Origin of the sequence: Brucella lupini (genome assembly GCF_002252535.1) — a bacterium.
In the GTDB taxonomy this organism is placed as follows: domain Bacteria; phylum Pseudomonadota; class Alphaproteobacteria; order Rhizobiales; family Rhizobiaceae; genus Brucella; species Brucella anthropi.
Genome location: NZ_NNRN01000059.1, coordinates 49,469 through 63,084, shown reverse-complemented (window position 1 = coordinate 63,084; position 13,616 = coordinate 49,469). Strand labels below are relative to the sequence as shown.

Sequence of the window (13,616 nt, the reverse complement as noted above, 5' to 3'; positions counted from 1 at the left end):
TCGTATCCTTGCTGATCGGTGAGAGTTGGGTTGTGCGGCTGGCGGAAGCGGTCATCCTTTGACGGCTCCCATGGTCAGGCCGGAAACGAAGTGCTTCTGCATCAGGAAGAACATCACGACAGGGGGCACGGCGACGAAGATCGTTGCCGCCGACACGATGTTCCAGGCAGAGACCCATTCGCCCTTGAGGTTGGAGAGGCCAGCGGTCACGGGCTTGATCGCGTCGCTTTGCGTCAGCACCAGCGCCCAGAAATAATCGTTCCCGATGAAGGTGAAGGTCAGGATGGCGAGCGCCGCCAGTGCAGGCCGCACCAAGGGCACGACGATGTGGACCAGCGTTTGCCAGGGCGACGCACCTTCTGCACGGGCCGCCTGAAACAGCTCATCGGGAAGGGCCGCGATGAAGTTGCGCATGAAGAGTGTCGCAAAGCCGGTCTGGAAGGCGATGTGGAATATCATCAGGGCCCAATAGGTGTCGTAAAGCCCGGCCCACACCATCAGATCCCGGATCGGGATCATCATCACCTGTTGCGGTAGAAAGTTGCCGCCGACGAACAGCGTGAACAGCACCATCGAGCCGCGGAAACGGTAGCGTGACAGCACGTATCCGGTCAGCGTCGAGAAGATCAGGACCATGATCACCGAGGGAATGGTGATAATCATGCTGTTGGCGAAGTAGCGCAGCATCTTGGTCTGCTGGAACACGGCCACATAATTGTCTGTCAGGCTGAACTTGGTTGGCCAACCCCAGTAATTGCCTGCCATCACATCGTCGAATGACCGGAAGGACGTCATGATGACGGCAAAGAGTGGTAGAAGCCACAGCGCAAGAATGACGCATACCATCGTCATATAGGCAATGCGGGCCACGGTTTTGTTTTCGGGGATAGGACGTGGATACATCAGATCACGCTCCCTTCTCGGCCTTGACGAGGCCGCGCAGATACCAGGCGATGAAGATGGACATGATGAGGAACAGAACGGTCGCAATCGCCGCGCCATAGCCAAAGCGGTAGGAGAAGATCGACTGTTCGTACATCTGGTAGGCAAGCACGGTGGAGGAGCCGAATGGACCACCGGCAGTCATGACCGAAATCGCATCGAAGGAGCGTAGCGCGCCGACCACGGTAATGGCGACGGCGATGAAAGCCACCTGCGTCAGCTGCGGCAATACGATGTGTCGCAACATGGGCCAGCCCCGCGCGCCATCGACCCGCCCAGCCCCGATCATCTCCTCGTCGAGATTGTTGAGGCCAGCCAGGAACAGCACCATGCAGAAGGCCACCTGGGGCCAAAGTGCTGCGATGACGACGGCGAAGGTCACGAGGTTTTCGTCCGAAAGCAGCGCCGGTGCCGTGGCCCCAAAGGCCTGATAGATGATGGCCAGCAAGCCGAAGGTCGGGTCGTAGAACCAGCCGAAGATGACGCCCACCGTAACCGCCGCCAGCACCAGTGGCATGAAGAAGAGCGATTTGACGATGCGCATTCCGGCGATCTTCTGGTTGACCAGAAGCGCAATCGCGAGCCCCAGGGGTGGCGCCAGCAGGAACATCACCAGCCAGATCGCATTGTTTTTCAGGGAGATATAAAACTGCGGATCATCGATCAGTTCGGCATAGTTCGCCAGGCCCACCCATGTTTTGGCGCCCATGCCATCCCATTCGTGAAAGGAAATCCAGAACGTCTCGATCGATGATGCGATGATGACGACCAGAAAAAGGATAAGACCCGGCGCGAGAAGAAGCGCAGGCGTCAGCCAGTTGCGATGGCGGCGCCACCAGATAGACATGAGACCATCCTGTCGGTGAGGAGGGGAGGCAACAACGCCTCCCATTTGGTGTTCAGGCAGAGCTTAGCCGTGGATGCGTTGGCGCGTGCGCTCGATCTGCGTGAGGATTTGCTCACGGCGATCCGGCTTGACCATGAATTCCTGGAAGCCCTTGAGGCCTGCAAGTGCAAGGTCCGGGTCGCTGTCACGGTCGTAATATTGCGCCGTGCCCTTGACCTTCTTCATCTCCTCGACCGCCATTTTCAGGATCGGGTCGTCGCCGATTGCGCAGTCGCTGCGAGCAGGCACGTTGCCTTCCGGGGACAAATAGGCGCTCAGATTTTCCGGCTTGTAGAAGAAGGCGAGGAATTCGCGGGCCAGTTCCCTGTTCTTGGAACCGGAAGGCAGATGGATCGAATCCACCGAGAAATCCTCGAACTGCTCGACGCCCGCCTTGATGGTCGGGAAGGGCGCGAAGCGCACATGCTGAAGGTCTTCCGGCGGGAAGGCATATTTGATGAAGTTGCCGAGATCCATCATCGCCGCCTTCTTCTGGACCAGAGAAGCAGCTGCCGGATCCCAGGCAAATGAAGTGCCGTTTGGCGTGAAGAAATCGGCCTTGATCAGCTGTTCCCACTTGTCGAACACGTCTTTCAGGGATGGGTCGGTGTATTTCACCTTGCCTGCCATCAGGTCCATGTGGTGCTGAAGACCATTGATGCGCAGGTTCATATGGTCGAACCATCCGCCGCAAGGCCACTGGTCCTTCGTGCCCATGCTCATGGGAATGATGCCAGCCTTCCTGGACTGTTCGGCCAGCGTGAAGAAGTCATCGAATGTCTTTGGAACGCTCAGGCCGAACTGGTCGAACGTATCCTGACGATAGAACAAACCCCAGAGAATGCCGCCGGTCGGCAGGCCATATTGCTTGCCATCAACGGTGACGGAGCCGAGCGTCGCGCCGAGAACATCGGCATATTTTTCGCGCTGAACCAGATCGGAGATGTCCTCGAACAGACCCTTGTCCACGAAGCTGCGCATGCGGCTGCCCGAAAACCAGAAGCAGACATCCGGCGGGCTCGCCACGAGATAGTTGCGAATGGCCGTCTTGTGCGCCTCGTGATCCATATTGTTGACGGTCACGGTGACACCATTGGAATCACCAAACGCCTTGGCAATGCTCTCCAACGCCTTGCGCTGATCCGCGTTGCCACGGTTTGAAATGATGGTTAGTTGTTTGCTCTGCGCAATGGCAGGTGCAGAGAGCGCGGCGGAAGCAATGGCTGCGCCTGTGCCCTGAAGAAAGCGACGACGAGACGTCGGCAGAAATTGTAGTTTTGATCTCATATCGGATTTCCTCCCGTCAATGACAGCCGGTAAAAAATCAAAGAACGCCTCGTCGGTCAATAATTAATTTAATAAATAAAATAATTGGTGACGGATCGAAGAAATGCTGGCGGGAGGCATCATCGAGCTAAGTTTATAACCATCTTCAGAAACTCAGTATCTCTACAGCCAACCCGATCTGGCACGTTAATCGAGAGACAGATATGGGTCTAAGCAGCGACGGAGCAGAAATGTTCATCGACATGGACAACGCCGATAGCGATCTATTGAGGTTAAGAGGCCCAGGACCCGACCGGGCCGGGCCGAAAATATTTCAACCGCTCTGCGGGGGAAACACACGGGTTCCGGCGTATAAGCTGCAAGAGCCGAGAAAAGCGAGCAGTGCACATGCGGGCACGAGAATTGGCGCCATGGCAGGAGATGGAGTTTAGATGGGTCGCGCTCGTATTCTTGATCAAGCGGAGTCTGGGGAGGGGCATGGTCAAACCCCGGGCCTATAATGAGACTTCTGATGGGGAGCTTCTGTACTGGTCTGCGCAGGGAGACCGGAGAGCTTTCGACGAAATTGTCATGCGTCACGGTTCGTTTGCCCTGAGTGTGGCAAGCCGTTTGACCCTAAATATTCGTGATGCTGAGGACGTCGCCCAGGATGCGATGGTCAAGCTATGGCATCAGGCCAGTCGTTTTGATCCAGAACGCGCCCGCTTGAGAACATGGCTCTACCAGATCGTCGTCAATCTCTCTATCGACCGGCGCCGTCGCAGAGAAGCGGTATCACTTCCTGATAACTTCGACGCTGTCGATCCTGGTGCATTGGCGGATGAGATATTGGCAAAAGCCGAGCGCGATGCTGCCGTTGCTGCGGCTCTCCGTGCGCTGCCTCCTCGTCAGCAGGCCGCGATGATGCTCGTCTACGAAAAAGGGGTTTCCGGCGCGGAGGCGGGGCGCATTCTTGGATTGTCAGCCAAGGCGATAGAGCGTCTGCTTGCACGCGCGAGAACCACTTTGCGTGAATGGTTGCTGGCAGAGCATGATAAATAGGGAGAATAGACATGTTGTCGATCGAACGTTTTACGTCACTCGCGCGAAGTTACGGTGCGAATTTTGATCTGTGGCCCATCGAGGTACGGGGCGATGCTCTGGCTCTGCTGGAAGTCTCGAAAGAGGCTCGAGCTGTTCTTGCAGAGGAATGCAAACTTGATGATGCGATCAGTGCTGCGCCCTGGCATCGGGAAACCTCCTTGTGGCCAGCTGACGAGCGCAACGCTGCCTTGTTGCGCTTGAGAACGAACGTCGCTGCGCGCATAGCGGTTAAGCGACCTGGACTTTACCTTCTGCCCGGACGTTTTTTTGCGTATGTTCGCGGACTGTGGCCGGATCTGAATTGGGTCGGGTTTGCCTCTAGCGGTGGAATCGCGGTGGTTGCAGGTCTTTTCATTGGAATGCATTTTCCGGGTGTACCCGCCTCCAACGATCTGGTCTCAACCCTTCAGGTCGCGTCAATCCCTATTTTCATGGAATGAGCAGGAACATGGTTCACGAACAGGCAGGCAGACAAAAATGGATGCGAATTATCCTCGGCGTATCGCTCGCGTTGAATTTGTTCCTTGTCGCTTTTTGGGGAGGGCAGATGCTGCGTTCACAACCACCTGTTCCGAGTGGTGATGATCCTCTGGCCCGCATACTGGCTGTTGCGGAAGCAAACCTCCCTCCTTCAGACGCCAAAATTTTCCGAGAGACTCTCCTCAAGGAAAAACCGCGATACGCGCAAACAGTCGAGAAACTTATCCAGGCTCGGCAAGAAATGTTGAAGCAGGTCTCGGCGGATCCATTTGATCCAGCCGCAACCGTCACGGCACTTAACGCAACGCAGACTGCGTGGACGGAATTCATGGATGCAATTGGGCGTCCATTGGTTGATGCGGTGGGTGTAGTTTCCCCCGAAGGCAGGCGCAGGGTGGTTGCCGATCAAAAGGCAAAGGGGATAATGCGCGTGCCGTAACGGGTAGTGGTCGAGCGCGAGACCAAGCCGATATCCGGTCTTTTCCTTCGGAAGTGCGCTCCGCGAACGTGTCGAGGAATCCTGGTTCGAGGCATTCCACGTTCCCCGCTATCTGGCTCGCTGTGAACTCTATCAGGTGAAACAACGCGACTGGACCATGAAGAAGTGGCACGCGCTAGCCCGAAGCGGCGGTGCCATCTCCTGAGCGTATCCCACGTCACTCTCCAAGCCTAATGCATGGGGGCGGGGCGCTCAATGAACGCAATTGCAAAGCGGCCGTCGACGCCGGGTCCGATAGAGGTAAAATACCTTGGCAAACAAGGTAATTTCATCGCTATCAGCATAATTTGACGTCTTGATTCTCAATGAGTTTCGGTAGCTCCAAAGGCAAAATTGGTCGGCAATCGATACTGTTTCGGAGCCAGCCCATCTTCCCCTGTTTTGTCGAGCGGTACATTGCTGTTCGTCGCAGAATCCCAGGCCTTTAGCTCCCCCCATTGACGGCGTTGCGTGCAAAAAAATCCAACCATCCATGTCGCATCGGGCATCGGGCACCGTATCAGTAGCACTTCATCGATTTCGGAGGACTGCTGATGTTTTCAAAATTTGCCCTGGGGTTACTTCTGAGCATGTCTGGCCCTGTTGCTGGAATGGCTCACGAGCAAGCTTCCAAAGTTCCATGGGAGACAACCCCATGGGTGCAGGAGCCCTCGGAGGAGTTTTGTCTCTCGACCGAAGACGGAAAGCGGGATGCTTTCTGCGTAACGCTCCAGGCTGACGAGGACGGATATGAGTTGTGCATGTCCGACGAGGTGGCTTCGACAACGAAATGTGTCAGCAGCTACCGCTTTGACGACTCCGACGCTTCCGAGGCTGAAGGCCCGGAGGAAGGTCGTTGGAGCGGCATCAACCTTTAAATACCTGAGCGAAATGACCTTATCGGTCGAGTTTCCCAACGCCTAGGCTCGGAAAGTCCCGACCACCTCAAAAGGAAAAAGTAATGAACAAAACGCGTATTTGGCTTATGCGCCGCATCATCCTGAGTGCATTTGCAGCGATTCTGATGGCCGCAATGTCAGGCCCGGCGTTGGCGGCAGCAAGAGGAGCCACGGTCACAAGCGTCAATCTGAGGGCGGGGCCTGGAACATGGTATCCCGTGGTTACCGCGATGCCGCCAAGTGCAGCTCTTACCGTTTATGGGTGCCTCGACGCAGCCTCCTGGTGCGATGTGTCGTGGGGTGGTGCGCGCGGCTGGGTCTCCTCGAACTATGTCAGCATCTACTATCAGGGTCAAACGGTCGCAATATCACCGGCACTCATTCCGGCGATCGGCTTGACTGTTGTTGCGTTTAACCAAGCCTATTGGAACAACCACTATGCCAGCCAACCATGGCACGGGCAGTGGAACAGCTATTATGCCCCAGGTGGCCGCGCTGCCGCTGTGCGTGGTCCTTACGGCGGCGGTGCGGCCGCGCGGGGAGGGTGTGTAGGCCCGGCCTGTGGTGGTTCCGGCGTCGTGCGCGGTCCCAATGGCGGCGGTGCGGCCGCGCGGGGAGTTTGCGGACCGGAACGGTGCGCCGGTGGTGCCGTCATGCGGCGGCCTGGTGGCGGAGTTGAGTTTCGCAGGGGCGTCATAGAGCGTTAAGGCGAACCTTTCAGGGTGGCCAGTTGCAGGAAAGCGCACGCCGTTCCCGTTCAAATCCGGACCGTCAGCCATGACGTCGGATAGGCTGAGGCGGTTCACCGCCTCGGCATCTTCGGTCAAAAAGGTGTGGACCAGCCTGCCGGTGCAGAAACACCGTAACAACGCACCATGCACAGGAGATCAACTTTGGATCATCGCCCAATTAGTCGCCCCCCGACTTCCGGTCTGTCCAAGACTGCCCGGAGCGGACCTTCCGGTACACTGTCAATGTGGGCGCGCGGTCTGGCGACCTCGGCGATGGCGCTCTCCGTCACCGCCTGTGCAACCACGCCGCCACCGTCTCAAGCGCTGTCTTCGTCGGCATATCTACGCCCGACCTCGGACAAGATGAGGCCCTACGCGTACCGTCGGCCGGATGCGAATTTCGCCGCCTACAGTCGCGTCATTATTCCTCCCACGATGATCTACGCAGGGCCCGACGCACAGTTTGGCAAGATGTCCGCCACAGATAAGCAGGCACTCGCCAGCTACATGCATCAGGAATTCTCCAAGGTTCTTGGCCGACGCTTTCAGCCCGTAGCGCAGGCGGGGCCAGGTACGTTACGCGCCAGGCTGACCCTGACCGGTGCGGAAGCAAGCACACCGGTGCTATCCACCGTCTCGCATGTTTTCCCGGGCGGGCTCGTTGTCAATGCCGGCGCTCAGGCAATTGGCGGCCGCGGCACGTTCTCAGGCTGGGTTTCCTATGCTGTCGAGATCGAGGACGCTGAAACCGGCTCCCTGCTCTACGCCCATGTTGCGAGCAGGAGCGCCAACGCGCTCGACATCACCGCCAATTTCCGGGGGCTCGACGCGGCGAGGGCCGGAGTACGCTCAGCGGCAGACCAGCTGGGCAACGAACTGGCCGGCACATCCAGATAGCTGTGGATGCCAATTGCCTCTTTCGCTTCGCCCAAAGCGGCCGGCGGCGTCCTGGCGTCAAAACAAGAAAACTCGGTGGGCTAAAGATTGCCGGCCTCACAAACTAACTTTTGCATAAAGAGGGAACCCATAATGGTTCGTAAATACATCTACTGGGTTAGCACAGCGATGTTGTGCGTAATTTACCCTGTTGCGACGATCTTCTCTATGGTTCAAGGCGACACCTTCAGCCAGGTTGACGGGGCATTGGTCTACCCGGCATATCTCCCGACAATCCTGACGGCCGTGAAGCTTGTGGGTCCCGCGATGATCCTCGCGCGGATTAGTGTCTTCCTGAGTGACCTCGCCTATCTCGGCATGCTCTATTATGTGTTGCTGGCTCTCTCGGCGCATCTCGTCGCCGCCGAATACGCCGGATCGGTCCAGTCTGTCGTCGGGCTGGCGGCGCTTGTTGCGTCCTTCGTGACCCAAAATGCGGCGCGCAAGAAAAAGTCGCCTTACTCACCGGAGGGTGCGGCGTGCTTTGGCGCGTCTTGAAATGGCGAGGTTCGTGGCGCGTGTCTCAGCCCGGTCGGCCCATAGGCTCGCTATACCCAGACCGCGCCAATTCCAGCTCCGCCACCACACCTTTCAGAACTCGTCCCGAGGGTTCGAACACCAAGAGAAGCGTATCATGGCCCTACTAACGCGCATCAGTCCGGCGATATCGCTCGCACTGCTAACAGCTTGCGCTCCCGCGGAACAGCCTGTGCCCAAGGAGGCGCGATACGTCGAGACGATCGTCATTGAGGCGACGGAAGTTTCCGGTACCACCTCGACCTCCGGCAAAATCAGCGCACGCATCCAGGCCGACCTTTCCTTTCGTGTCGGCGGACGAATTGCGGAGCGGATGGTGGACGTCGGCGACCACGTGAAGGCCGGGCAGGTTCTCGCGCGTATCGATGACAAAGAGCAAAAGGCCGATCTGCAGGTGGCTTTGGCAAACCTCCGGTCCGCACAGGCGCAGAGGACCCAGGCACAACTGTCATATACCCGTCAGCAAAGCCTGATCGCTACTTCCGTGACGACCCAGGCCGCAGTCGACAGCGCGCGTGAGGCCCTTCTCACCGCACAGGCCACCGTCCGGTCGGCGGAGGCCCAGGTGGATACAGCGAAGGATACATTGCAGCAAACGGTCCTGAAATCAGAGGCCGACGGCATCATCACGGCTCGCAATGCTGAGGTCGGTCAGGTCGTGCAAGCTGCTCAAGCAATTGTTTCGCTCGCCTATGACGGCCCGCGGGATGCCGTTATCAATATTGATGAGGCCGCTTTGCTCGGTCGCGGGGTCGAAGACGTGGCTGAGGTCAGGCTTTTGTCCGGCGGCGGGACGTACAAGGCAAGAGTGCGCGAGGTCTCACCCAGCCTTGACACGACGACGGGAACCATCCGGGTCAAGCTTGGTCTTGAAGGTGGGCTTGATGCACCGCTCGGCAGCAGTGTCGTCGTGACTGCCAGATACAAGCCACAAACGGTGATCGAGCTGCCCTGGTCGTCCATGGCATCCTCAGATGGACGTCCCGCCGTCTGGCTTGTCGACCCAAACACCCGGGCGGTGTCACTTCATCCCGTGGGTGTCACCAGCTACGCCGTCGAACGATTTTCTGTGGGATCTGGTCTGAACGCAAACGACGTGGTTGTTTCCAACGGCACCAAGTTTCTGAGTGACGGCGACGTCGTGACTTTCGAAGGAGCGACGCCATGAAGAGAGTTCTTCAGCTATCGGTGCTGCTTTCGACCCTGGCGCTTTTGTCGGCGTGTGAGAAGGAAGAAAAAACCGCAATTGTGCAACCGCGACCCGTTCTTTTCCAGATCGCAGAGCCGTCCCCATCGGCGGCGTTCTCGCTGCCGGGCACGGTAGAAGCACGGGTGCAGACCGAGTTCGGTTTCCGCATTCTCGGTCGCATCGTCACCCGCAAGGTGCTGGTCGGGGACTTCGTGAAGAAGGGCGATGTTCTGGCGACTATTGACCCGCTGGCGCTCGAGCTAGCAGTCAGCAGCGCGCAGTCTGACCTCTCCAACAGCCAGGCGCAACTTGTCAACGCCCGCATCAACGAGGGTCGGCAACGCACCCTGTTCGAGAGGCGAAGCGGGACGAAGGCCACGTTCGAGACCGCGCAACAGGAACGTGAGACCGCCGAAGCCAATGTCAATAAGGCACAGGCCAATTTGGACAAGGCCAAGGAGCAGCTTGGCTACGCGCGCCTTGTTGCCGAATTCGACGGTCTTGTCACCGCAACTTCCGCCGACGTCGGTCAGGTGGTCTCCGCCGGTCAGACTGTTGTCACCCTGGCGCAGCCGGATGAGCGCGATGCCGTACTCGACGTTCCCGAAGCTGCAGGTGTGTTACTGAAGCCTGGAGCGGAATTCGATGTCGCCCTGCAACTCGACCCAGCGATCCACGCCAAGGGGCTGGTCCGCGAGATCGCACCCGAAGCGGAGGACACAACCCGCACTCGGCGGACACGGCTGACCCTCGTCAATCCACCGGAAGCGCTCCGACTTGGAGCAGTCATAACGGCCAGTACCAGCAGTGGTGAAACACCGCTCATCCGACTGCCTTCATCTGCTGTGCGAGTGGACGGAGCAAATGCATTTGTCTGGATCATCGACGTCCCGACCGGAAAGGTGTCGTCGCGTTCGGTGACCATCGCCGAGCCGTTGGTCGTGGGTGGCACTGTGACTGTAACCGAAGGAATCAACCCCGGCGACCGCGTCGTCACCGCCGGCGTCAACACGCTTGAAGACGGTCAGACCGTCCGTATCGATCAGGAGTCCGTGATTTGAAACCTTTCAACCTCTCGGAGTGGGCCCTCGAGCACCGCTCGCTCGTCTGGTACTTCATGATCGTCTTTAGTCTTGCTGGCGCCTTTTCCTACTTGAATCTCGGGCGCGAGGAAGACCCGAATTTCACCGTCAAGACGATGATCATCAATGTGCGGTGGCCCGGTGCATCCGCAGAAGAGGTCACGCGGCAGGTCACCGACAGGATCGAGAAGAAGCTCGAGGAGCTCGACGCCCTCGACTTCACACGCAGCGAGACGATTGCAGGACAGGCGACGGTCTATGTCGACCTTCTACCGACCACCAAGGCGAAGGACGTGGCAGGCAACTGGGTACGCGTCCGCAATATGATCGACGACATCAAGGGCGACTTCCCGAGTGGTGTAGTGGGTCCGTTCTTCAACGATAGCTTCGGCGATGTGTATGGCAACGTTTTCGCGTTCACCTCTGACGGCCTGACGCAGCGGCAGCTGAGGGATCTTGTGGAAGACACGCGCGTGAAACTGCTGAACGTCCCCAACGCCGGCAAGATCAACATTATCGGAGCGCAGGACGAGGTCGTGTATCTCGAGTTCTCGACCCGCAGAATCGCCGCGCTTGGCATCGATCAGCAGTCCGTCATCGAGACGCTGCAGGCGCAGAACGCCGTCGCCCAGTCCGGCTTCGTCGACGCAGGGCCGGAACGGATCGCAATTCGGGTTAGCGGCCAGTTCACGTCGGAGGACAGTCTCAAGGCGATCAATCTTCGGGTCAACGACCGCTTTTTCCCATTGACCGACATTGCGACGATAAAGCGGGGCTACGTCGATCCACCGACGTCGCTGTTTCGCTTCAAGGGCGAGCCGGCGATTGGCCTTGCCGTCGGCATGACCCCCGGTGCCAATCTCACGACGTTTGGTGAGGCGCTGGACGAGGCTATGACGCGCGTCGTCGCCGATCTCCCGATCGGCGTGACAGTCGAACGGGTTTCCGACCAGCCGGCTGTCGTGGAAGAAGCGGTTTCCGGCTTTACCCGAGCCCTGTTCGAAGCCATCGCAATCGTTCTCGCGATCAGCTTCATCAGCCTTGGCTTTCGGGCCGGTCTCGTGGTGGCGATCTCGATTCCGCTCGTTCTGGCCATCACCTTTGTCGTCATGGAATACACTGGCATTTCACTTCAGCGCATCTCGCTGGGCGCGTTGATCATCGCGCTCGGACTTCTCGTGGACGATGCTATGATCGCAGTCGAGATGATGGTTGCGCGGCTTGAAGTGGGCGACGATCTGCGCACGGCTGCGACCCATGTATACACCTCGACCGCATTCCCGATGCTGACGGGTACGCTCGTTACTGTCGCCGGCTTCATCCCGATCGGCCTCAACAGCAGCGCGGCGGGCGAGTTTACCTTCACCCTGTTTGTCGTGATTGCCGTTTCGCTTGTCGCTTCCTGGGTGGTGGCAGTGTTATTCACCCCCCTGCTGGGCGTGACAATCCTGCCGAAAACCATGAAATCTCACCATGATCAGAAGGGCCGCGTTGCGCGCGGTTTTGCCTGGCTCCTGGGCATTGCCATGCGCTGGCGTTGGATCACGATCATCGCCACAGTGGTTGTCTTCGCACTGTCGCTTGGCGGTCTCGGCCTTGTACAGCAGCAGTTCTTTCCGGCTTCCGACCGCTTAGAACTCATTGTGGACTGGAGCATGCCCCAAAACAGCACGATTGCCGAGACCGACCGGCAGATGGCGAAGTTTGAGCGCGAGAAGCTCACAGGCAATACCGACATCGACCATTGGTCGACCCATGTCGGCGAAGGTGCGCCACGCTTCATCCTCTCCTACGACGTGCAGACGCCGGCTGTCTGGTTCGGACAGATCGTTATCGTCGCCAAGGATCTCGACTCGCGCGACAGGTTGCGTAAGGATCTTCAGGCCTATCTTGCGAAGACGTTCCCGGGGACCGATGCCTTCGTCAAACTGCTGGACATTGGTCCGCCCGTCGGCAAGCCAGTGCAGTACCGCCTCAGTGGCCCCGACATCCAGGGGGTTCGCGATCTTGCGCTGAAATTCGGCGCGGTGATCAACCGCCAGCCGCTACTGTCTAACATGACCTATGACTGGAACGAGCCGACGCGTGTCGTGAAGGTGGACGTTCTTCAGGACAAAGCGCGTCAGCTCGGCGTGTCGTCCGAGGATATCGCGAACGTGCTGAACAGTGTCGTCCAAGGGACTTCCATCACCCAGATCCGCGACGACATCTATCTGATCGATGCCATCGGCCGGGCCGAAGACGCCGAGCGTGGATCGATCGAGACGCTGCGCAATCTCCAGCTTCCGGGGGCGGACGGCAAATCTGTGCCGCTGTCCGCCGTTGCGAAATTCCGCTACGAACTCGAACAACCGAAGATCGCGCGAAGAGACCGCATCCCGACGGTCACCATAAAGGCCGCCGTCGTCGGACCGACACAACCGGCAACCATTGTCGAACAGCTTAAACCTGACGTGCAGAAGTTCACCGACGCCCTTCCAGTGGGTTACAAGGTCGAGATCGGCGGTTCGGTGGAATCGAGCGCGGACTCGCAGGCTCCCATCATCGCCGTTGCGCCGCTGATGCTGTTTACAATGGTGACAATCCTTATGATCCAGCTTCAAAGCTTCAGCCGTCTCTTCCTGGTGTTCGCCGTCGCGCCGACCGCCGTGATCGGGGTGGTCGCGGCGCTCTTGCTTAGCAATGCGCCTATGGGCTTCGTCGCGATCCTCGGCGTGCTTGCCTTGATTGGCATCCTCATCCGAAACTCGGTTATTCTTGTTGTGCAGATCGAGCATCTGAGGAGCGAGGGCGTCGCGCCGTGGCAGGCCGTCTTCGAAGCGACCGAACACCGGATGCGCCCGATACTTTTGACGGCGGCGGCCGCCACTCTCGCGCTCATACCGATCTCGCGGGAGGTATTCTGGGGACCAATGGCTTACGCCATGATGGGAGGGATCGTTGTGGGCACGGTCCTGACGCTCCTGTTCCTCCCGGCTCTCTACATCGCCTGGTTCCGGATACCTGCCCAGGATGCAGACGTGTCAACCGTCTCGGCGTGACCCTTGTATAAACTGGCGCGTTGAAAGCGCCCCGTAAAAAACTCA

Annotated in this window: 13 protein-coding genes; 10 read left to right on the top strand and 3 right to left on the bottom strand. The window is 58.5% G+C overall.

What is annotated here, in order from left to right:
* Window positions 1-51: 51 nt before the first annotated feature.
* From CES86_RS23080 to CES86_RS23070, 3 genes are all read right to left on the bottom strand, one after another.
* On the bottom strand, window positions 52-903 hold the full coding sequence (locus CES86_RS23080) for a carbohydrate ABC transporter permease (protein ID WP_052820743.1): 852 nt from the start codon (window positions 901-903) through the stop codon (window positions 52-54).
* A gap of 4 nt (window positions 904-907) precedes the next feature.
* Window positions 908-1,789: a carbohydrate ABC transporter permease gene (locus tag CES86_RS23075; RefSeq protein WP_052820744.1), complete on the bottom strand. Its 882-nt coding sequence runs from the start codon at window positions 1,787-1,789 to the stop codon at window positions 908-910.
* A gap of 63 nt (window positions 1,790-1,852) precedes the next feature.
* Window positions 1,853-3,115 carry an ABC transporter substrate-binding protein gene (locus tag CES86_RS23070; protein WP_052820745.1) on the bottom strand — a complete coding sequence of 421 codons (1,263 nt, stop codon included), beginning with the start codon at window positions 3,113-3,115 and terminating at the stop codon, window positions 1,853-1,855.
* Window positions 3,116-3,592: 477 nt separating this feature from the next.
* Between CES86_RS23070 and CES86_RS23065 the strand changes: the two genes are divergently transcribed.
* The 10 genes from CES86_RS23065 (at window position 3,593) to CES86_RS23015 (ending at window position 13,571) form a co-directional block, all read left to right on the top strand.
* Window positions 3,593-4,156 (top strand): sigma-70 family RNA polymerase sigma factor, encoded by a 564-nt coding sequence (locus CES86_RS23065; protein ID WP_234823805.1) that lies wholly within the window; start codon window positions 3,593-3,595, stop codon window positions 4,154-4,156.
* An 11-nt stretch (window positions 4,157-4,167) separates the two neighbouring features.
* Window positions 4,168-4,638 (top strand): hypothetical protein, encoded by a 471-nt coding sequence (locus CES86_RS23060; protein WP_052820746.1) that lies wholly within the window; start codon window positions 4,168-4,170, stop codon window positions 4,636-4,638.
* An 8-nt stretch (window positions 4,639-4,646) separates the two neighbouring features.
* Window positions 4,647-5,117 carry a periplasmic heavy metal sensor gene (locus tag CES86_RS23055; RefSeq protein WP_094515517.1) on the top strand — a complete coding sequence of 157 codons (471 nt, stop codon included), beginning with the start codon at window positions 4,647-4,649 and terminating at the stop codon, window positions 5,115-5,117.
* A 593-nt stretch (window positions 5,118-5,710) separates the two neighbouring features.
* Window positions 5,711-6,034 carry a hypothetical protein gene (locus CES86_RS23045; RefSeq protein ID WP_052820747.1) on the top strand — a complete coding sequence of 108 codons (324 nt, stop codon included), beginning with the start codon at window positions 5,711-5,713 and terminating at the stop codon, window positions 6,032-6,034.
* An 83-nt stretch (window positions 6,035-6,117) separates the two neighbouring features.
* Entirely contained in the window at window positions 6,118-6,762 is a 645-nt protein-coding gene (locus tag CES86_RS23040) for an SH3 domain-containing protein (protein WP_003501900.1), read from the top strand.
* A gap of 186 nt (window positions 6,763-6,948) precedes the next feature.
* Window positions 6,949-7,683 carry a DUF3313 domain-containing protein gene (locus CES86_RS23035; protein ID WP_235820008.1) on the top strand — a complete coding sequence of 245 codons (735 nt, stop codon included), beginning with the start codon at window positions 6,949-6,951 and terminating at the stop codon, window positions 7,681-7,683.
* Window positions 7,684-7,815: 132 nt separating this feature from the next.
* Window positions 7,816-8,220: a hypothetical protein gene (locus tag CES86_RS23030; protein ID WP_052820749.1), complete on the top strand. Its 405-nt coding sequence runs from the start codon at window positions 7,816-7,818 to the stop codon at window positions 8,218-8,220.
* Between the two features lie 136 nt (window positions 8,221-8,356).
* Entirely contained in the window at window positions 8,357-9,427 is a 1,071-nt protein-coding gene (locus CES86_RS23025) for an efflux RND transporter periplasmic adaptor subunit (RefSeq protein WP_052820750.1), read from the top strand.
* Window positions 9,424-10,509, top strand: a complete 1,086-nt coding sequence (locus tag CES86_RS23020) for an efflux RND transporter periplasmic adaptor subunit (protein ID WP_052820751.1) — start codon at window positions 9,424-9,426, stop codon at window positions 10,507-10,509. Before CES86_RS23025 ends, CES86_RS23020 begins: the two co-directional genes overlap by 4 nt.
* Window positions 10,506-13,571, top strand: coding sequence for an efflux RND transporter permease subunit (locus CES86_RS23015; RefSeq protein ID WP_080823932.1), 3,066 nt, complete (start codon window positions 10,506-10,508; stop codon window positions 13,569-13,571). Before CES86_RS23020 ends, CES86_RS23015 begins: the two co-directional genes overlap by 4 nt.
* The last annotated feature ends 45 nt before the right edge of the window (window positions 13,572-13,616 follow it).